The following is a 19150-nucleotide window of genomic DNA, read 5'->3' on the forward strand; positions in this document are numbered from 1 at the left end:
CATGCAGTATTTCTTGTTTTTCTCTTTTCTCATGGCTCTATTAATTCAACCCTTCTATTTTTAGATCTGCCTTCTTCTGTTTTGTTTGATGCTACTGGTGCTAAAGGTCCTACACCGAAAGCTTTTAATCTGTTTGGATTTATATTGTATTTTTTGACTAATTCATCAACAACGGCTTTGGCTCTTTTCTTTGATAGTTTCATATTGTAGTTTAGATCCCCTATGCTATCAGTATGCCCAACAACATACAGCTTTAAAGAGGGGTTTTCTTTTAATAATCTAGCTATTTCTTTTATAGTTGGTTCTGATGATGGTTTTATCGTTGCTTTGTTGAAATCAAAGTATATACCATATATTGGAACGTGTCCCTTTGTTTCTATCTCTTTTTTCATTGTTTTTGCGTTTATAATTTTTACAAGGCCTGTTTCTATCTGTTTGAGTTTTACTATACCTATCGCTGCTTTGCCTGGACGCCCTCTATAACCCTCGCCAACGTATACCATAATGTACTCGCTTTTATCTGGAGATTGGGCTGATATATAAAAGTGATCCTTGTTTTGCTCACTGCCAAAACCGTTTATGTCAGGGAAACCACAGTCTTTTTCTATGAAATATCGTATGTTTTTTGTTCTTAATTGGGCGAGGATATTAAAGTTTGCCTTTTTTAGTGCAAATTCATAATTTTTAAAAGCTTCAAACGCGCTTATATTGCCCGGTAGGCCATAAACAATTTTTTCAACTGCTCCATCAATTTCAACCTTCTTGCACTCATTAAGAGTGTATTCATTTAAGCCTCGAGGGGCTTTTAATATGTATAGTTCATCGAAATTCTTTTTTGTGTGATAAAGCACTTTGGAATTAGGGTAGGGTGTTATTATTAGATTTTCTTTGGCATTTACTGTGGCATTGGCGAAGAATATTATTAAAATTATTAAATTCAAAAGAACGACTTTTTCTCTCATATCACATCCTCCTTGATTTGTTTATTTAAATTATAGCAGAAAAATCAAAATTTGACATAGAATTTTTTTATGTTAAACTTTAAAAACAGTTTTAAAGGAGTCAAAATGAAAAAAATTATGAGAAAATTAAATATAGGTTTTCTATTTATATTTTCAGTATTTTTTGTTTATGGTTGCAACACATTTGATAATGGTGTGGTTACTGGATGGAATAACACTGCTCTTAAGGTTAAACATTCTCCCCCTCCACATGCCCCGGCGTGGGGTTATAGGGCTCAGCATCGCTATATTTACTATCCTGATGCATATGTTTATTTCGATATTGAAAGAAGCGTGTATTATTTCTTAAAAAATGGTCAGTGGTATGTTTCCCAATCCCTTCCAGCGTATTTTAAGCCTAAATTGAGTAGATCTGTTACGATTGAAATGGATACGGATAAACCGTATCTTTATTTCGATAAATATAAAGAAAAATACCCGCCGGCAAGATGGAAACAGAAAAGATATCATTCTCAAAAGCATGGCTTTAATTAAAGTTTGTAGCTTCTGGTGGTAAACATTTCTATGTTATTTATAATGCTGTCAAACAATAAGGCCAAAAGTGCAACGGATATAGTACCATATGCTATGAAGAATTGATTTTCGTTTATCAATCCTGAAATTATCAAAGCTCCAAGTCCACCGGCACCTACAACGGCACCAATGGCGGCAACTCCAACGTTTATTGTAGTGGTTGTTCTGATACCTGAGAGTATACTTGTAAGTGCGAGTGGTAGCTCTACTTTAATGAGCAAGTCCCATTCCGACATACCCATGCCTATACTGGCTTCTTTTATGCTTTTGTCTATCGATATGATGCCCGCTATGGTGTTTTGTATAATCGGGAAAAGCCCGTAAATAAACAGCGCTATGACTGTAGGCTTTATTCCAAAACCGACTGAGGAGACAGCCAAAGCCAAGACGGCAACAGGAGGAAAGGATTGGCTTATGGATGATATGAGATTAATGGGATAAAGCAGATTTTTACCAAAACTCCTTGTTGCCAAAATTCCAAGAGAAACACCTATAATGGTTGAGGCGCAAGTTGCTATAACAACCATTGCCACATGCTGAAAGGTTAGATAATACATAGACTCAGAATACGCGATTTTATAGTGTGAATGTATTAAAGAATTGAGAAAGTAGCCTATTTTATAAGCTGAGCTGTCAAATATAATAATCAAAAGTGCCAGAGAAAGCGTTTTTCTTGGAATAATCATGTTTTTGTGACAATGTCTGTAAGGCTTATCTCGCCTGTGAGTTTTCCGTTTTTATCACACACCGGTAGTGTTTTGACAGATTGTGCTACCATTTTTGATACGGCATCTTTTAATGTTTCGTTATCGTTAAGTGCAAATGTTTTGTGGTCTATTTCAGTGAACTGTTTAGCGTTTTCCGATAGATATATCCAGCCTTTGAGTATGCTTTTTTTATCAACAACCCATACATATTTTTTATTTGTTTGAATAACTTCTTCTTTCTCATCTTGTAAAACATAATCTGCTTTTTTCTTAAATTCCTTTACGAGTAATTTTGAGAGTTTCTTTAAGGCTCTATCTGAGCCCAAAAATGTTGCTATAAAACTGTTTTTTGGTTTTGAGAGCATATCCTGCGGTGAGTCTGTTTGGATAATTTGTCCGTCTTTGATTATTGCTATCCTTTGGCCTATCTTTATCGCTTCATCTATATCATGTGTTACAAACACTATAGTTTTTTTGAGCGTTTTGTGTATTTGGCATATTTGGTTCTGCAAGCGCGATTTTGTAATTGGATCTAGCGCTCCAAAGGGCTCATCCATCAAAACGATTGGTGGGTCGGCTGCCAATGCCCTTGCTATTCCCACTCTTTGCGCCTCGCCCCCGGATAACTGATGAGGGTATTTGTTTATATATTGTTCAGGCTCAAGCTCCACAAGTTCAAGCAGCTCATAAACCCTTCTTTCAGCCATACTTTTATCCATTTTTATAAGCTTTGGAACAATAAGTATATTATCTTTTACGCTCATATGAGGTAAAAGGCCTATGCTCTGAATAACATAGCCTATTTTTCGCCTTAGTTGTGTACCCTTAATTTTTGAAATGTTTTCGTTATTGATAAATATTTTACCAGCATCAGGGGTTTCCATTTTGTTTATCATTTTTAGAAGTGTGGTTTTTCCGCTTCCCGATGGCCCAATGAGCACAAAAAGCTCTCCTTTTTTTATCGTTAGGTTGATATTGTTTAAAACCGTGTGGTTGTTGAATGTTTTTGTTAAATCTACGATTTTAATCATATCCATTCATCCTTTTAGAGGCAAACATAATAATTACATTCATTATATATTCTGCTGTTATAGCTATAAAAACCAAAGGTAAAACACCGAGCATAATAAGGCTGCTTGACGCCTCTCCCAAGCCTTGAAAAATAAAAACGCCCAAGCCACCTGCGCCAATCAGTGCAGCCAAAGCCGCATTGCCTATTGTTTGAACAAGTGATATCTTTAAACCCGTTAGAATTTCTACTATGGCAAGGGGTATTTCAACCATAAAAAGCAACTGGATTCCGTTCATGCCCATCCCCATACTTGCCTGTTTTGCATCCTCAGGAACATTTCTTAAACCTGAGTAGATGTTTCTAACCAAAGGTAACATTGCATACACAACAAGTGCTATAAAAGCAGGTGCAAAACCGATTCCCGAAATACCCATACTTGATAAAACCCTGCTGTGTTTTGATAGGTATGCAAGTGGTAAAATAAGAGCCCCAAACATCGCTATTGAGGGTATTGTTTGAAATATGTTTAAGATTGCAAAAATCTTTTGGGTGGTTTTTCTTTTCTTGTAGGCTAAAACGCCAAGCGGAAAAGAAATAATCGATGCTGCTAATACACTTGCGAATGATAAATACATATGAGTGGAGATTTCACTTATAAATCTGGATTTTCTTACGTAAAATTCTCTCATTATATCAATCTTATCCAAAAAACCGCCTACTGTAAAAAAGGTAAAAACAAGCAAAAATAGCAATACAACACCTATTTTATATACAGGTTTTGTATTTTTTAGGGAATCTATTACGATCACATATATAAAAAATAGGCTTATCCAAAAACCACTTGCAAACGATATGCGCGCAATGTGGTTTGATAAAAAAACCTCTTTTGCATAACTGCCCCCTGAATATAGGAACAAAATTACTATTAAAACAGTTGTAGAAATATTGATGCATTCTTTGTTTTTTTTGAGTATGAGGTTTAAAAAAATAGATAGTAATATGAATAATTCCAAAACGATAAAAGTATCAGGAGAAATTTTGTAAAAGAGCACACCTCTGCTTTGCGCTATTCGGTTTGGGTAGTAGCTTAAGAATCTAACAAAATATAAAAGGCTGCCGATTGCAAAGAAATTTATAATCGGCAGCAGCGAAGAGTTTCGGATAATGCGCTTTACTTTATAAACCCCTTATTTTTAAGATAATCTTTTGCCACAAAAGCAGCAGGAATTCCTTCTATTGCTATCTTTGCATTGAGAGCCTGAAGGGTTTCTGTTGTTAGGCTTTTAAAAATGGGTTTTAGAATTTTGGCAATTTCAGGGTGTTTATCAAGTGTTTGTTTTCTTATTATCGGTGTTGGTGCATAGATTGGTTCTATGTGTTTTGTGTCTTTTAAAACGATTAAATTTAATGCAGAAAGTGAACCGTCTGTGCCGTATGCCATTGCAAAGTTTACATTATTTATTTTGCGGGCAAGGGCTTTTTCTGTTTGGGTTGTATTGCCGCCTGAAAGTATAATGAGTTGAGAACGTTTAAGTTTGAAACCGTAAGCCTTCTCAAAAGCAGGCAGAGCGTCTTTTCTTGTTGCAAATTCCTCTGAGCAGGCGAGTTTTACAAAACCTCCATTGTTTACATATTTTGCAAAATCCTCAAGTGAGTATATCTTATTTTTTTGAGCAAAACTTTTTCTTGTTGCCAAAGCCCATGTATTATTGGCGTTTGCCGGTGTTAGCCAGACAATACTGTTCTTTTTTAAATCTTCTTTTTTTACAGCCTCGTAGCCTTTCTTGAAGTTTTTGAATATGGTTTTATCCAAATAAGGAAAGAAATAAGCACCGTTTCCTGTGTATTCTGGATATATGTCTATCTCACCGCTTTTTATGGCTCTTCTTAAAATGTTTGTTGCGCCAAGTCCTGTTTTATTTTTTACATTTAACCCGTTATACTTTAGAGCATAGTATATCATATTACCTAAAAGAGCGCCCTCTGTGTCGATTTTAGAGCTTACGATTATCGGTTTTTCGGCTGCCATCAATCTTAAAGGGATAATTGTAAAGATTACCAATAGCAGGATTATAATTTTATTTTTCATTTTCTATACTCCTACCTGTATTCAGGATTTGGATTTTCAAACCTACAGCCTGCATCCCATTTGCTTCTCTGGTTGCCGTATGCCGGTATGCCGCCTGAGTTTTTAAGCATAAGCGCAAAATGTAAAAGATTCCATGTCATAAATGTTGTATTTCTGTTTGTAAAATCATTTTCCGGGCCACCTGAGCCTTCATCGAGATACGATGGCCCAGGACCAATTTCTCCAAGCCATGCAGCATCTGCTTGAGGAGGTATGGTGTAACCTATATGCTGCAAGGAATAGAGTATATTCATCGCACAATGTTTTGCTCCGTCTTCGTTTCCCGTTATTATACATCCTCCAACTTTACCGTAATATATGTACTGCCCTTTTTCATTTAAATCGCCGGATGTTGAGTATAGCCTTTCAATAGTTTTTGTGCAGATAGATGATTTATCGCCTAGCCAAATTGGCGTGCCCAAAATTAGTATATCTGCTTCTTTTACCTTTTCATAAAGCATGGGCCAGTCATCTTTTTCCCAACCCAGCTTTGTCATGTCCGGATATACACCGTATGCTACATCGTAATCAACAACCCTAATCATTTCTACAGATACGCCAACTTTTTCCATTATCGTTTTTGAGACATTCATTAAACCCTCAGTATGGGAGAGCTCCGGAGACTTTTTCAAAGTGCAGTTTAAAAACAAAGCCTTGAGATTTGAAAAATCCCATTTGTTAGAGTTGCATAACTCCTCTTGAAATTTATTTAGTTTCATAAAATTAATCCTCCTTTATTTAAAAATAGCAAAGTTTAAATTACTTGTCAAAAGTGTAGGCTTTGTTTTTTAATAATTTTGCGTTTATTGCAACAATTACAGTGCTTAAAGACATTAAAACCGCTCCAATAGCAGGAGATAAGAGTATCCCGTAGTTATACAGAACACCTGCTGCGAGAGGGATAGCCAGTGCATTGTAACCTGTTGCCCACATTAGATTTTGAACCATTTTTTTGTAAGTTGCTTTTGCAAGATGCACTATAGCAACAACATCCCTTGGATCGTTTCTAACAAGGACAATATCGGCTGATTCAACGGCAATATCTGTCCCAGCCCCTATTGCTATACCTACATCGGCTTCTGTTAATGCAGGGGCGTCGTTTATACCATCACCAGTCATTGCAACAATGAGCCCTCTATTCTTTATTTCTTTTATTTTTTGGGATTTTTCATTCGGTAATACCTCTGCAAAGTATTCATCTATACCAACATTTTCTGAGACCCATTTTGCAACCTCTTTTCTGTCACCAGTTAACATTATGCATTTTATACCCATGGACTTCAGTTTTGATATGGCTTCTTTTGATTCTTCTCTTATTACATCAGCCAACGCCAAGGCTCCTGATAAAACATTATCTATCAAAACATAAACAACTGTTTTCCCTGATTCAATAAGGTTTTTTATGAGTTTTTTGTCAATTGTTATGTTTTTCTCTTTGAGGTAGTTGTGGCTCACGACCATTATGCGTTTGTTGTCTATTATTCCTTCAACGCCTTTTCCGGGAATAGATTTAAAATCTTTTACATTCACTTTTTGTGTTAATTTTTTGGCTATTGTTTGGGCTATAGGATGTTCTGAATAGCTCTCTAAAGCAGCAGCATATTCAAGTAGTTTCTCTTTTGTTATGTTATTCTTGAAGATTACTATATCAGTTATATCAAAACTGCCCTTTGTAAGTGTCCCAGTTTTGTCAAACACTACAGCCTGCAGATTTCTTGCCATCTCAAAAGAGGCTCTATTTTTAATTAAAAGGCCATTTTTTGCTGCTATAGCTGTTGAGGTCGCAACAACCAAAGGAACGGCCAATCCTAAGGCATGTGGGCATGTTATAACCATAACCGTAACCATTCTCTCAAGTGCAAACTCAACTGTTTTGCCAAAAATACCAAACCATACTAAAAATGTAGTTGCACCTGAAGATAGAGCTATAATGGTAAGCCAAAATGCTGCTTTGTTTGCTAAATCCTGTGTTTTTGATTTGCTTTCTTGAGCCTGTTTTACAAGTTCAATGATTTGTGATAGAAATGACCCGTTTTCCGCCATCTGGACTTTAACCTTAATTGCACCGTCAATATTGATAGAGCCACCTATGACGGTGTGGTTCTTTGCTTTGCTTACCGGTTTGCTTTCACCTGTTATCATGGATTCATCTATGTATGTGGAGCCTTCTGTTATTATACCATCTGAGGGTATCTGCTCACCCGGTTTAACCAGGATTATATCGCCTGATTTTAACTCACCGACGGGGACTTCTTTTATAGAGCCGTCTTTTAAGAGAAGATGAGCATTTTCAGGCATAAGTTTTGTGAGTTCCTCTAATGCATTTGATGCTCCCATAACGGATTTCATCTCTATCCAGTGACCTAAGAGCATAATATCTATAAGCGTGGCAAGTTCCCAGAAGAATACCTTACCCTTAACCCCAAAAATAACAAGGCTGCTGTAGAAGTAAGCTGTTGTTATTGCAAGAGCGATGAGCGTCATCATACCGGGCTTTTTTGATGTCAACTCATCGTATAATCCCTTTAAGAATGGCCATCCACCAAAGAAGAAAATAAATGTTGATAAAGCCCACAGTATATAATCACTGCCAGAAAAGCTTATATGAATGCCAAAAATTTTTTGAACTAACGGAGAAAGTATTAATATAGGTATCGTTGTTATAGTAGATATAACAAATCTCTTTTTGAAATCTTCTACCATCATTTTATGGTGCTGCGCATGGCTGTGATGTTTTGTACGATTGTCAATGTTTTCATTTGGTTTGCTTTCTACTCTTATAAGTTCTGCACCGTCCATTTCGCATTTTCCCGGTGCATCATACTCCATGCCGCATTTGGGGCATTTATATTTAGACATAGCCCTCTCCCTTAGATTTTGTTTAGGTATTTGATTACCTCTTTTATTTCTTTAATCTTTTGGTCTATATCTTCCTGAGATTTGGATAAAACGGCATCTTTTACACAGGTTTCTATGTGCTTACTTAAAATCTGCATATTCGCTTTCTTTAGTAGAGATGCAACAGCCATAAGTTGAGTTGATATGTCTATACAATACCTATTATCCTCAACCATCTTTAAAACCGCATTCAAATGACCCTGGGCTGTTTTGAGCGTTTTATGTGCTTCATAATGCTTTATCTTTTTATCTTTGTCTTTCACGTCTTTTCCTTCCTATTTTTGTTAATTTAAGTTAGCCTATCTGTTGAATTTTAAGTTTGGGAACCTAATTTTATACATAAAAATCAATATACTATTTCACCTGAGCTCATCATACCATTGTTTTGGTTTGTTGCCTGATGTGCATATACTGTATCTGAAATTCCCACCATTAACATACCAGCTAAAGCAACACTAAAAATTCTTCTCATCTTCAACCTCCTAAAATTTTAATCTTTTACAATATCTTTCTTCATCTGCTCATATTCTTCTTTTGAAATTTCACCCTTTGCATATCTTTCTCTCAGAATGTTTAGGGCATTTTTCCTTTCTTTTAAATCTTCGCTCATTGTTTCTTTATAGTAGTTTCTTCCTTCATGTTTCATATTTTGTGAATTTGTCGTTGCTTTTATAAGGAATACAACAGCCGCTATAATTAAAATTAGAATCAATATACCCATATAACCTCCCCAAAAGAATCCATGAAATCCATATCCATGCATGACAACCTCCTCAAGCAATACTTGTCTATCTTATTCCCACCCCCCCTGGTAGGGATAAGATAAGTTAACTTAATAGTAACCTAATTTTACAAAATGTCAAGTAGAATAAAAATTTTTTATAGGGATGTTTTAAATAAACATTTTATAGATAAAGAACATGTAAAATATAAGAAGGGTTGCTCCTACCCACTTTGATATTTTCTCATTTTGTACTATAAAGCCAAGTAAGACGCTTGATGCAATCATGAATGGTATCCCAAATTCGATGGTACTTTTATCTGCGCGGATATCGCCAAGAATCGAGGAGAAGCCCAACACACCAAAAGCATTGAATATATTTGAACCTACTACGTTACCTATAGCCATTTCTAATTTACCTTTTTTAGATGCTACTACGCTTACAAGTAATTCAGGCAGGCTTGTTCCTAAAGCTACTACGGTTGCAGCTATTACACCTGTAGTTATGCCAATAATATTAGAAATCTCAATAACACTTTTAATTGTATACTTTGAGCCAATGTTAAGAAGTATCAAGCTAACAATAAGAACAAACGGTTCTTTTATAGTTATTCTATTTACTTTTTCTTCAAGTTCTATCTTTTTAGAATTTACCGCATAGAGAATATAGACCAATAGAGCGGATAGGGAAAATATTCCTTCTCTGTAGGTAAAATTTTTACCATTGAAGGCAAGATAAATAAAGAATGCGCTGAATATGAGTATAGGAATGTCCACTAAAGCTGCATTATGTTTTAGTCTTTCATTTTTGGAAAAGAGTAGGGATGTACCCAATACCAATAGGATATTTGTAATGTTTGACCCTACAACATCAGCTATTACTATTTCTGAGTGTTTTTGTAAGACTGCTGCTATGCTTGTGACTAACTCTGGCAGGCTTGTTCCTATAGATAATATTACAGCCCCAACTATAAATGGGGATAGGCCAAAAAACAAACCAACTTTTTCTGCGGATTCTGTAAAGTAATCAGCGGATTTAACAACCACAAATAAAGAGACTACAAAAATAACAGTCTGGTAGGCTAACATGACTGCTATTTTATCAGCTCAAGTTAAACTTGACAACTTATAAGAAATAATATATTGAATATATGCTCGTCTGCCGAGGTGGTGGAATAGGTAGACACGCCATCTTGAGGGGGTGGTGGGAGCAATCCCGTGCGGGTTCAAATCCCGCCCTCGGCACCATTTATTTTTCTGTTTTTATACTTTTTGTAAAGAAAAAAGCTTATTTTTTAAACATTTATTTTTGCTCGATTATTTTTTTCACAAATTATAATTTTTTTCCTTGACAAAAAATTATTCTTGATGTATATATTTATCGAAGCTTTTAGGAGGTGAAAAGATGGCTTGTGAAAAGGAGATTAAAGCAATTGAAGAGAAACAAGAAGAAAAAATTGAGATTGAGGAGGTAAGCGAGATGGAAAGGACACAAGCAGGCGTATTGGTAATGAGAAAGGTTCCAGAGTTTGAGATGGATGCTTATGATGCAAAGACTGGTAAGTATGTAAAGGTATCAAGCGAGGATTATAAAGGTAAATGGTTAGTTGTATGTTTCTATCCGGCTGATTTTACGTTTGTATGTCCAACGGAAATTGCTGCAATGAATGCTAAATACGATGAGTTGCAGAGTATGGGCGTTGAGGTGTTGGCTGTATCTACAGATACAAAATTTTCTCACAAAAGATTTGCTGAGACTGAACCTCTTTTGAAAGATTTAAAGCTTACGATAGGTGCAGATCCAACGGGAGAGGTATCAAGGAAATTCGGCGTGTTAATAGAGGAAGAGGGTTTAGCTTTGAGAGGTAGATTCCTTGTAAATCCTGATGGTGTTGTTGTCGCCGAAGAGGTTCAAGGACCAAGTGTAGGTAGAAACGTTAATGAGTTTATAAGACAGATTCAGGCATGGCAGCATGTATATAAAACTGGAGAGGTTTGCCCAGCAAACTGGAGGCCTAGTAAAAAAACCCTCCCTGTGAATAAAGAAGTTGAAAAGATGACTGGTAGGGTAGGCGATTATGTAACTGTTGAGGAGTTGCTCTCCTAATTTAGTTTATTATTTTGTAGTTAAAAGGCCAGCTGCTTGCATACTTACATAGTAGCTGGCCTTTCTTTTTTTATTGAACAATATATAAATGATTGATATAAATTCAAAAAGAAGGGGTGGTGCTATGGTTGGTTTAATTTTACTAATAGTCATTTTATTGATTATTAGTCTTACTGTATATTACTACAATAGGTTTGTTAAGCTTAAGAATCAGATAGATAACGCATGGAGTGATATAGATGTACAGCTTAAAAGAAGGTATGATTTAATTCCTAACTTGGTTGAAACAGTTAAGGGCTATGCGAAACACGAAAAAGATACGTTGGAAAATGTTATAAAGGCAAGAAATATGGCTATGAATTCCCAGACAGTTGAGGAGAGGGCAAAAAGTGAAAATATGCTTACTGGGGCTTTAAAGACTATTTTTGCTTTGGCTGAGAGTTATCCCGATTTAAAGGCCAATCAAAGTTTTTTAGAACTACAAAAAATGCTCGCTGATGTAGAAAATGATATTCAAATGGCAAGAAGGTATTATAACGCTGTGGTTAGGGATTATAATGTTTTATGTGAGTCGTTTCCTTCTGTGTTAATAGCAAAACAATTTAATTTCTCCAAGCGAGAATTTTTCGAGACTGAAGAAAGTGAAAGGGAAAATATTAAAGTTGAGTTTTAAGTGGGTTTTGTTTTTTGTTTTTCTGCCACTTTTGGCGCATGCAGAATATTTTTACATAAAAGATTTTCACTCTGATATATATTTGAATGAGAATGGTGTGGTGGATATTGATGAAACAATTAAAGTTCACTTTAACCGGCCAAGGCATGGAATATTTAGATTTATTCCATACGAATACAGAGTAAATAGGACATTTGGAAATGGTAGAAGCTTTGGTAGGATTTATAAGATTTCTATATTTAACGTAGAAGTAGATGGTTTTAAGTACAAAATAAAAAGAAGTGACGGAAAGCTTATTATAAAGATAGGTTCTCCAAAGGCCTATGTTAAAGGGGATGCTGTCTATAAGATACACTACAGTATGTTTGGCGTTATTAATTATTTTAAAAATCATGCTGAATTTTATTATAATGCCGTGGGAAACGGCTGGCCTGTGAGCATTCTAAAATCGTCTTTTGATTTGTATTTGCCTAAAAAACTTTCGAAAAATGATATTAAATTTAAGGTTTTTAGTGGTCTTTACGGTAGTAAACATACAGAAGATATTACCTATTCCAATGGCGTTCTAAGCTGCTATTTAAACCATACTTTAAAATCCCATGAGGGTTTAACGGTTGTTTTGGGTTTTCCCAAAGATTACATAAACAGTTCCGGGTTTTGGCTTAGGCTTAGGTTGTTTTTAAATAATAACTCTATATTTGCTTTGCCTTTGTTTGTTTTTTTGGTTTTGTATGCCATTTGGTATGCTATTGGTAGAGATGTTAAAAAGCCCATTGCTGTTTATTATAGGCCACCTAAAGATATGACACCTGCTGAGGCTGGAGTTCTTGTTGATGATGAGATAAATAATTCAGATCTTCTTTCTCTTATATTCTATTGGGCTTCAAAGGGATATTTGGAAATTGAAGAGAATGAAAACAAAAAGGCTTTTTTTAAGAAAAAGGATTTAATCTTAAAAAAGTTAAAAGACCTGCCTGATTCTGCTAAGAGTTTTGAAAAAATTATCTTTTATGGTTTATTTGATAACAGAGATGTTGTTAGGGTTAGCTCCCTCAAGAATAAGTTTTACGAAACTATAAATGAGGCAAGAAATAGTCTTGATAGTTATATAAAAGAGTTGAAATTATATGAAAAAGGTACAAGAAAATTTGGTTTGATATTGAAAATGCTTGCTTTTATTGTTGGTGGTTCAACTGTTTTCTTTTTTATTGAAACTGGATTGAATTATGCTATTGCTTTCTTTGTTACAGCTGTTGTATTATTTATATTTGGAAAAATTATGCCCAAGAAATCATTAAAAGGCGTTGAACAATTTAGCATAATAAGAGGTTTTAGAGAATTTATGAGAAAGGCTGAGAAAAATAGACTAAAACGGCTTCTTGATGAGGACCCTGACTACTTTTATAATACGCTTTCTTATGCTATAGCTTTAGGTGAACACAAAGAATGGTCAAAAAAGTTTGATGATTTGGTTAGTGAGCCACCAGTATGGTATAGAAGTCAATCACCCTATACAAGATTTTCGGCATATTCATTTGCCACCATGATGGATAGAGATATGTCTACTCTATCTGAAACCTTAGCCTCCCAACCATCGAGTTCTTCAGCAGCAGCCTCAGGCTCAAGCGGATTTGGAGGCAGTGGAGCATCCGGTGGAGGATTTGGAGGCGGTGGAGGAGGGAGTTGGTAGAAAAATTAGAAGCATATTATGCCTTTTTTTGGGCTCAAAAAATGCGCCCTATTACTCAATCTTTCTTTGGGTAAAAAATAAAGCCACCCTTTTTGGTTGTTTATATCCTTTATTAGCTGTCTGACGTAGAATCTTGGGGCATCTTCAAACTCATCCAAAAGAGAAATTTTGTTTTTATCTATGGAGTATATTTCTATAACAATTTTGCCTTTTAATTCTTTTTTGCATTCCTTTATTGCAAAGGGTGCAAAATTAACGGCTAAACAGTACATTTCTTTTGTCAGACTTTCTCTAAGGAATTGAGCCTTTAATTTTTCTAAAAAATGATGGTTAGAATAACCTCTTTTCAACGTTCCGTAAACAAAAATAATCATCTTTCAAAGTTGTTCTCCTCTTAGTTGAATATAGAGCAGGGTTATAGCAATAGGTGACAGCGTGCCTAAAATGAGTGATGCAATTGCACTGCCTATTACCGGTATAAGCCCGAGAACGAACCCCAAAGGCAACTCAATAAGCATAAGAATCAAAAGAAATACAAGTACGCTTCCAAAGTTTTCCTTTACAATCTCATAGCTCTCGATTATCGATTCTTTTACATCCTTGTTTAGTAACACTACCTCCTGAAGTGAAAAAACAGTAAACAGTATTACTATGATGCCTGGTATAACAAGTAGCATTAGCCCAATTGCCGATGCTAACCCTACAATTGTAGAAACCAAAAATATAACGCCAAGCTTACCCATCGATACATTAAAGCTTTCGGATAGGTTGACCCTTTTGTATGATTCCATTTCATATGTCATGTGAATGACTACAGAGTTTGCCAAGAGAACAGCGATTAGTGTAATTGCTACACCAATAAGAAGAATAATTGCTCCAATGGATGAGGATACATTTGAGTGTGAATACATCATGCCCAAGCCAAGCAGACCCAAAATTAAAGAAACCAAAGCTGGAAAAAGTGCGGGCACGAAAAATACCGGCTTCTTAAACATAAAATCAAATGATTTGGTTATAAGCTCCCACATAAAGCACCCCCTTGTTTTTATTAATTAGTATTATATAAAAAATTGATATAAATTCAAACAAAGCAAAACTTTAATTGTATCGATCAAATAGTTCTTTTGGTAGTTTTATCTTTTCTGATTTTACAGATTCCATAACTTTTTTGATTATTTCCTTCCTATGTGTTGAGTATTTGTTTTTATACATATTGGCATCAGCTGTTGAGAAGAATTCCTTTAGGTTGGGGTATTGGCCCTCCTGAACTGCATAACCATACGAAGCACTGAGAAAAAAATCACTTTTTTTGTTGAATCTTTCAATTTTTTTGTTTACTCTTTCTATGTATTTTAGAGCACCTTTTTCTGTTGTGTTAGGCATTACTACCGCAAATTCATCTCCACCGATACGGGCTACGACATCACTTGCCCTGGCTTCAGCTAATAAAATTTGGGCTAATTTTTTTATGGCAAAATCGCCTTTTTGGTGTCCCATAGCGTCGTTTATTATCTTTAGACCATTTAAGTCATAGGTAATTATTGTAAGTGGATAACTTCTTTTATTAAACATTCTCCTAACTTCTTCCTTAAAAAATCTTCTGTTGTAGAGATTGGTTAATGAATCGTGAAATGCTACGTATTCAACCTCTTTTTCTTTTTTATACCTCTCGGTTACATCATAAAAAGAAACAACATATAATTTTTCTTTGTTCATTTCTATAGAACCTACAGACATATCAAGCCATTTTTCTGAGTCGGTCTTGGTTGTTATACTGACATTACAATTCTTGCAGCCGTTTTGCCCTTCGTTTATTATTTTTATGTTGCCCGTTATTATTCCCCAATTTTTTAAACCTAAGACTATGTATATATCCTCTAAATTAAACATTTCATCTATCTCTAATATTTGTTTTGCGATGTCGTTTATGTATACAACGCTACCGTCCTCGTTTAATACCAAGACACCTGTATTGATTACGTTTATAAATTTTTTGAGTTTTTCTTTTTCTTTTTCGGACTTTCTGTATAGTAAGATACTGTCGGTTATATCTTTGGCTACAGATACACATTCGTTTTCATTAAGGGGGTAAGCTATGCAAGAAAAATAATGCTTTTGGCCATTTTTATCTACGTGGTAGTCTGTCTCTATTACAGATTGTGTTGCAAAAACCTCTTTTATCTTTTGTGTGAGGTAGGGAACCTTTGTAAATACCTTGCTTATATTTTCCCCTACTATGTTTTCATTTTTGTGTTCTTTTAATAAATAATCTTCAATACATTTGTTGGCATCTTTTACAACTATTTCATCTCCTTTTTTTTCATAAAGTATCAAACAATCTGGCATGTATTTTACAAGATTTTTATAGCTTTTAAGCAGTCTTTCAATTTCAAGAGAGTAGATTTCTATTTTTTGTGTTATATCATTTATTTGGTTGGCTATTTTTTCTATGTCCGTTGTTTTTATCTTTTTTGTGTCAATTCTTTTGGATTTCTTGTAATTAACAAAGAAGTTATGGAGCGTTTCTATATCTGAGCGTATTGTTCTTGTTAGTATTGCATACAGAATTAATAAGACTGATATAGCTATAAATGTTATTATTATGATAGTTGCTATTCTTTGAGGCAGGTTTCTCTTAAATTTATTTTCAATTGCCTCTAAATAATCTTTCTTTAAATCTTTGAGATAATATCCTGTTCCTATTATCCAGTTATACGGTTTGTAAATCTCCATGTACGAAAGTTTGAGTCCATTTTCATTTGAGTGTGGTACTTTATAGTTATACTCTAATAAAGAGTACCCTTGTTTTCCTAAATCTCTTAAATACATTTTTCTGTAGAATCTACCGTTGGCATCTTTTATTTTGTCTGACATGCATTTACCCACCATCTCTGGTTTGTTTGGATTTACAATAGCTTTTGCAAAACAGTCACCACCATTTATATTTAACAGCTTAGAAATAAATATATATCCATGCTTCTTTTCGCCGTATCTGTAGTTTGTTAAATACTTAACTATGTTTTGTTTTATTCTTTCTTCTATACGGTTTAATGAACTTAAATATACGAAAAGCCAATTTAAAGGTTTGAAGGTTTTTGCATATCCTATCATCTTTTCTCCATTGCAAGTGGTTTCAATAAACCCTTCTTTTATGTTTTTCGGTATACAGTTGAAGCCTTTAAAAAGTGTTTTGTTGGTTTTTTTATCTATGACGAAGCAATAGATATCATCGTTTATATTACCCTCAACTTTTAAGAAACTCAAGAATTCATGTTTTAATTCTTGATTTTTCCTGTTTTTATTTACATTGTACAGTGTCATGGCTACATTGTATCTTAGGCTTAGTTTGTCTTTTAGATTTTTTATAAACTTTTGCTTTTCGTTTTTTCTTATTTTGTTTATGTAATTTTTAATAGAACTTATTTTATGCTTTAACATTTCTTTCTTTTCTTTTTTGTACAGTTCTTGTGTTATTTCTATAGTGGATTTCATTTTTGATTTTACGTCAAATATCCAAAAAACACCTATAAAAAATGATGTAACTATTATACTTCCTACAATCGTAGTTATAAAAAGCTTATGTAGGCTTATCTTTTTTTTCATTATTCCTCCTAACTGCCCTTATTTTTATTCTATAAAAGAAAATAGCATAAAACAACTCTAAAAAATTGATAACGATTTTATACACTGTAAAATTTTGCCATATAAAATTAATTTTAGTTTCTTTTTACCCCCCTTTCCGCACTCAAACCTCTATCTTATTTGACCAAACCCAAATGCACAGAGTAAAAGAATGAAAAGGGTCTTAGAATAAACGGAACAGAAAATGCTTACATCTCCCTCTAAAAAGAGGGGGTATTTAAATGTTACAACAAAAAGCAGTTATCAAGAACATGGATCACTTAGGACTAATAGCTGGTATGATAGACGAACTAAAGATAGCAGAAACCATAGATGATGAAATACCATCATCAAGCAAATCAAAGAACCTAAGCTATGGCGAAGCAACAAAGGCAATGATCCTTAACGGTCTTGGTTATGTCAACAAGCAACTCTACCTAACTCCTCTCTTCTTCAAAGACAAACCACTAAAGAGATTATTCGGAAGGGATGTTGACTTCCCTTGGTTCAACGATGATGCACTTGGTAGAACATTAGATAAGCTCTTTGAATACGGCGTAAGTGAACTGTATGAAAAGATAGCAAGCAGGGCACTCAAAATACTGAACCTTACACCCTCTACCATACACTTAGACAGCGCAAGCTTTCATCTTGACGGTAAGTATCCAAACCAAAAGACGAAAGAAGAAAAAGAAAAAGAAAAAGGAAAAGTAAAAGAAAGAAATGGAAAAGAAGAAAAGGGAAATAACAGTGAAGGAAAATGGGGAAAAGGAGGAAAAGAAGAAGAGTATGAGCCAACCCCAGTCTTTATCACCCAGGGATACAGCAGAGACCACCATCCAGAGCTCAATCAGGTGGTTTTAAATCTTATAGTAGAACACAAAGCAGGCATTCCCATATGGATGAAGCCTGCAGATGGTAATAAAATAGATACACAGGCATTTGCCAATATAGTAAAGGAGCATATTAACTCTTTAAAGAATGCTAATAATACAAAGACAAAGGTGATAGCCGATGCAGCCCTCTTTAGTTCTAAAACAATGGAAGAGTTTAAGAAAAACAACATGCTTTTCATCTCAAGGGTTCCATCGAAACTAAAACAGGCAAAAGAGATACTCAAAAACCACAATGAAGAGGAATTTATTCAGCTTGATGAGAACTATCAGGCTATCCAGTACACAGTAGATTATGAAGGAATGAAACAACAGTGGGTTTTATACAAAAGCAGTTATGCTAAATCAAGAGGGGACAAAACGATAAAGAAAGAGTATCAAGAAAAAGAAAAACAGGAAACAAAACTCATTGAGAAATTACAAAAGAGAGCATTTTTCTGTGAAGCTGATGCAAGAAAAGCATTTGAAGAAAAAACAAAGAAGTTAGAATGCATAATGATATCAGAGGCTAAACTCATATCAAAGCCCAAATACAAAACAAGAGGACGACCAAAACCAAATGCTAAACCAGACCACTATGAATACTACTGGATTATAGAGACCAAGCCAAATGAAGAATACCTAAAACAAAAACAGAACCAAAAGAGTGGCCTTTTTATCCTTGCAACCAATGATATGACACTGTCTGCCAAGGAACTGCTTGATGAGTATAAATCTCAACAGAGAATAGAAAGGGGCTTTAGGTTCTTAAAATCACCAGAGTTTTTAAGCGATGCCATGTTTCTAAAGAACCCAAAACGCATTGAAGCAATGCTTATGATAATGACACTCTCTTTGCTTGTCTATTCTGCCTTGGAATACAGAATAAGAAGTGAGCTTAAAAATCAAAACAAATCCTTTCCCAATCAACTTGGCAAACCCATTCAGAATCCCACTGCAAGATGGGTGTTTGAGAACTTCTTTGCTATACATCTACTCTTACTTAATGGGCAAGAGCAGATTGTTGGGTTGGAAAACAAGCATAGGCTGATATTGGAACTATTGGGTAGTAATTATATGGGGTTTTATGGTATAAATGGAGAAAGAGGTGCGGAATGAGGGATAAAGGTAAGTATGGTGGGACCTATATGGTTACACATAAGTGCTTTTAGTTGACTTTTTTATG

Annotated in this window: 19 protein-coding genes and 1 tRNA gene; 6 read left to right on the top strand and 14 right to left on the bottom strand. The window is 34.8% G+C overall.

Translation table 11 applies throughout. The features are described 5' to 3' along the window. Positions 1 to 29: 29 nt before the first annotated feature. On the bottom strand, positions 30 to 962 hold the full coding sequence (locus HIPMA_RS09625; protein ID WP_013681749.1) for an OmpA family protein: 933 nt from the start codon (positions 960 to 962) through the stop codon (positions 30 to 32). 105 nt (positions 963 to 1067) lie between these two features. On the opposite strand from HIPMA_RS09625, the gene HIPMA_RS03805 reads away from it, so the two are divergent. After that, entirely contained in the window at positions 1068 to 1496 is a 429-nt protein-coding gene (locus HIPMA_RS03805; protein WP_013681750.1) for a hypothetical protein, read from the top strand. Here the strand turns inward: HIPMA_RS03805 and HIPMA_RS03810 are convergent. The 10 genes from HIPMA_RS03810 to HIPMA_RS03850 form a co-directional block, all read right to left on the bottom strand. Continuing rightward, positions 1493 to 2092: an ABC transporter permease gene (locus HIPMA_RS03810; protein WP_169309467.1), complete on the bottom strand. Its 600-nt coding sequence runs from the start codon at positions 2090 to 2092 to the stop codon at positions 1493 to 1495. The genes HIPMA_RS03805 and HIPMA_RS03810 overlap by 4 nt on opposite strands. Positions 2093 to 2217: 125 nt before the next feature. Then, complete coding sequence (locus HIPMA_RS03815; RefSeq protein ID WP_013681752.1) at positions 2218 to 3273, bottom strand: ABC transporter ATP-binding protein; 1056 nt, start codon at positions 3271 to 3273, stop codon at positions 2218 to 2220. Continuing rightward, a complete protein-coding gene (locus HIPMA_RS03820; RefSeq protein WP_488167795.1) occupies positions 3266 to 4420 on the bottom strand; it encodes an ABC transporter permease in 1155 nt (384 codons plus the stop codon). The genes HIPMA_RS03815 and HIPMA_RS03820 overlap by 8 nt, the downstream gene beginning before the upstream one ends. 5 nt (positions 4421 to 4425) lie before the next feature. Then, positions 4426 to 5343 (bottom strand): glycine betaine ABC transporter substrate-binding protein OsmF, encoded by a 918-nt coding sequence (gene osmF, locus HIPMA_RS03825; RefSeq protein WP_013681754.1) that lies wholly within the window; start codon positions 5341 to 5343, stop codon positions 4426 to 4428. A gap of 11 nt (positions 5344 to 5354) precedes the next feature. Continuing rightward, the gene (locus HIPMA_RS03830; protein WP_013681755.1) at positions 5355 to 6101 is read right to left on the bottom strand and encodes a flavodoxin family protein; all 747 of its coding nucleotides are present in this window, start codon (positions 6099 to 6101) and stop codon (positions 5355 to 5357) included. Between the two features lie 40 nt (positions 6102 to 6141). Further along, complete coding sequence (locus tag HIPMA_RS03835; protein ID WP_013681756.1) at positions 6142 to 8241, bottom strand: copper-translocating P-type ATPase; 2100 nt, start codon at positions 8239 to 8241, stop codon at positions 6142 to 6144. An 11-nt stretch (positions 8242 to 8252) separates the two neighbouring features. Beyond that, positions 8253 to 8543: a metal-sensing transcriptional repressor gene (locus tag HIPMA_RS03840; RefSeq protein ID WP_013681757.1), complete on the bottom strand. Its 291-nt coding sequence runs from the start codon at positions 8541 to 8543 to the stop codon at positions 8253 to 8255. An 83-nt stretch (positions 8544 to 8626) separates the two neighbouring features. Further along, a complete protein-coding gene (locus HIPMA_RS09815; RefSeq protein WP_013681758.1) occupies positions 8627 to 8752 on the bottom strand; it encodes a hypothetical protein in 126 nt (41 codons plus the stop codon). A gap of 18 nt (positions 8753 to 8770) precedes the next feature. Then, positions 8771 to 9043: an SHOCT domain-containing protein gene (locus HIPMA_RS03845; RefSeq protein WP_013681759.1), complete on the bottom strand. Its 273-nt coding sequence runs from the start codon at positions 9041 to 9043 to the stop codon at positions 8771 to 8773. A gap of 129 nt (positions 9044 to 9172) precedes the next feature. Next, positions 9173 to 10090 (bottom strand): calcium/sodium antiporter, encoded by a 918-nt coding sequence (locus HIPMA_RS03850; protein ID WP_013681760.1) that lies wholly within the window; start codon positions 10088 to 10090, stop codon positions 9173 to 9175. 72 nt (positions 10091 to 10162) lie between these two features. Between HIPMA_RS03850 and HIPMA_RS03855 the strand changes: the two genes are divergently transcribed. The 4 genes from HIPMA_RS03855 to HIPMA_RS03870 all read left to right on the top strand — a co-directional run bounded on the left by HIPMA_RS03855 (position 10163) and on the right by HIPMA_RS03870 (position 13471). Continuing rightward, positions 10163 to 10249: transfer RNA gene (locus HIPMA_RS03855), tRNA-Leu, on the top strand. Between the two features lie 157 nt (positions 10250 to 10406). After that, positions 10407 to 11108 carry a peroxiredoxin gene (locus tag HIPMA_RS03860; RefSeq protein WP_013681761.1) on the top strand — a complete coding sequence of 234 codons (702 nt, stop codon included), beginning with the start codon at positions 10407 to 10409 and terminating at the stop codon, positions 11106 to 11108. Between the two features lie 124 nt (positions 11109 to 11232). Next, entirely contained in the window at positions 11233 to 11781 is a 549-nt protein-coding gene (locus tag HIPMA_RS03865) for a LemA family protein (protein ID WP_013681762.1), read from the top strand. Then, complete coding sequence (locus HIPMA_RS03870; protein ID WP_013681763.1) at positions 11771 to 13471, top strand: DUF2207 domain-containing protein; 1701 nt, start codon at positions 11771 to 11773, stop codon at positions 13469 to 13471. The genes HIPMA_RS03865 and HIPMA_RS03870 overlap by 11 nt, the downstream gene beginning before the upstream one ends. A gap of 5 nt (positions 13472 to 13476) precedes the next feature. Here the strand turns inward: HIPMA_RS03870 and HIPMA_RS03875 are convergent, their stop codons facing one another. The 3 genes from HIPMA_RS03875 to HIPMA_RS09150 all read right to left on the bottom strand — a co-directional run bounded on the left by HIPMA_RS03875 (position 13477) and on the right by HIPMA_RS09150 (position 17074). Further along, positions 13477 to 13845, bottom strand: coding sequence for a gamma-glutamylcyclotransferase family protein (locus HIPMA_RS03875; RefSeq protein ID WP_013681764.1), 369 nt, complete (start codon positions 13843 to 13845; stop codon positions 13477 to 13479). 3 nt (positions 13846 to 13848) lie between these two features. Further along, the gene (locus HIPMA_RS03880; RefSeq protein WP_013681765.1) at positions 13849 to 14499 is read right to left on the bottom strand and encodes a hypothetical protein; all 651 of its coding nucleotides are present in this window, start codon (positions 14497 to 14499) and stop codon (positions 13849 to 13851) included. A 70-nt stretch (positions 14500 to 14569) separates the two neighbouring features. Next, entirely contained in the window at positions 14570 to 17074 is a 2505-nt protein-coding gene (locus tag HIPMA_RS09150; protein ID WP_013681766.1) for a diguanylate cyclase, read from the bottom strand. Positions 17075 to 17334: 260 nt separating this feature from the next. Between HIPMA_RS09150 and HIPMA_RS03890 the strand changes: the two genes are divergently transcribed. Then, complete coding sequence (locus HIPMA_RS03890) at positions 17335 to 19083, top strand: IS1634 family transposase (protein WP_013681767.1); 1749 nt, start codon at positions 17335 to 17337, stop codon at positions 19081 to 19083. Positions 19084 to 19150 lie beyond the last annotated feature (67 nt).

The sequence above is a fragment of the Hippea maritima DSM 10411 genome (assembly GCF_000194135.1).
Lineage (GTDB): Bacteria > Campylobacterota_A > Desulfurellia > Desulfurellales > Hippeaceae > Hippea > Hippea maritima.

Excerpts from the sequence above, each read along its gene's own strand:
- HIPMA_RS03810 (WP_169309467.1), bottom strand. The coding sequence starts at position 2,092 with ATGTATTATCTAACCTTTCAGCATGTGGCAATGGTTGTTATAGCAACT.
- HIPMA_RS03845 (WP_013681759.1), bottom strand. The coding sequence starts at position 9,043 with ATGCATGGATATGGATTTCATGGATTCTTTTGGGGAGGTTATATGGGT.
- HIPMA_RS03835 (WP_013681756.1), bottom strand. The coding sequence starts at position 8,241 with ATGTCTAAATATAAATGCCCCAAATGCGGCATGGAGTATGATGCACCG.
- HIPMA_RS09150 (WP_013681766.1), bottom strand. The coding sequence starts at position 17,074 with ATGAAAAAAAAGATAAGCCTACATAAGCTTTTTATAACTACGATTGTA.
- HIPMA_RS03815 (WP_013681752.1), bottom strand. The coding sequence starts at position 3,273 with ATGATTAAAATCGTAGATTTAACAAAAACATTCAACAACCACACGGTT.
- HIPMA_RS03860 (WP_013681761.1), top strand. The coding sequence starts at position 10,407 with ATGGCTTGTGAAAAGGAGATTAAAGCAATTGAAGAGAAACAAGAAGAA.
- HIPMA_RS03850 (WP_013681760.1), bottom strand. The coding sequence starts at position 10,090 with ATGTTAGCCTACCAGACTGTTATTTTTGTAGTCTCTTTATTTGTGGTT.
- HIPMA_RS09815 (WP_013681758.1), bottom strand. The coding sequence starts at position 8,752 with ATGAGAAGAATTTTTAGTGTTGCTTTAGCTGGTATGTTAATGGTGGGA.
- HIPMA_RS03880 (WP_013681765.1), bottom strand. The coding sequence starts at position 14,499 with ATGTGGGAGCTTATAACCAAATCATTTGATTTTATGTTTAAGAAGCCG.
- HIPMA_RS03865 (WP_013681762.1), top strand. The coding sequence starts at position 11,233 with ATGGTTGGTTTAATTTTACTAATAGTCATTTTATTGATTATTAGTCTT.
- HIPMA_RS03875 (WP_013681764.1), bottom strand. The coding sequence starts at position 13,845 with ATGATTATTTTTGTTTACGGAACGTTGAAAAGAGGTTATTCTAACCAT.
- HIPMA_RS03890 (WP_013681767.1), top strand. The coding sequence starts at position 17,335 with ATGTTACAACAAAAAGCAGTTATCAAGAACATGGATCACTTAGGACTA.
- HIPMA_RS09625 (WP_013681749.1), bottom strand. The coding sequence starts at position 962 with ATGAGAGAAAAAGTCGTTCTTTTGAATTTAATAATTTTAATAATATTC.
- osmF (WP_013681754.1), bottom strand. The coding sequence starts at position 5,343 with ATGAAAAATAAAATTATAATCCTGCTATTGGTAATCTTTACAATTATC.
- HIPMA_RS03805 (WP_013681750.1), top strand. The coding sequence starts at position 1,068 with ATGAAAAAAATTATGAGAAAATTAAATATAGGTTTTCTATTTATATTT.
- HIPMA_RS03830 (WP_013681755.1), bottom strand. The coding sequence starts at position 6,101 with ATGAAACTAAATAAATTTCAAGAGGAGTTATGCAACTCTAACAAATGG.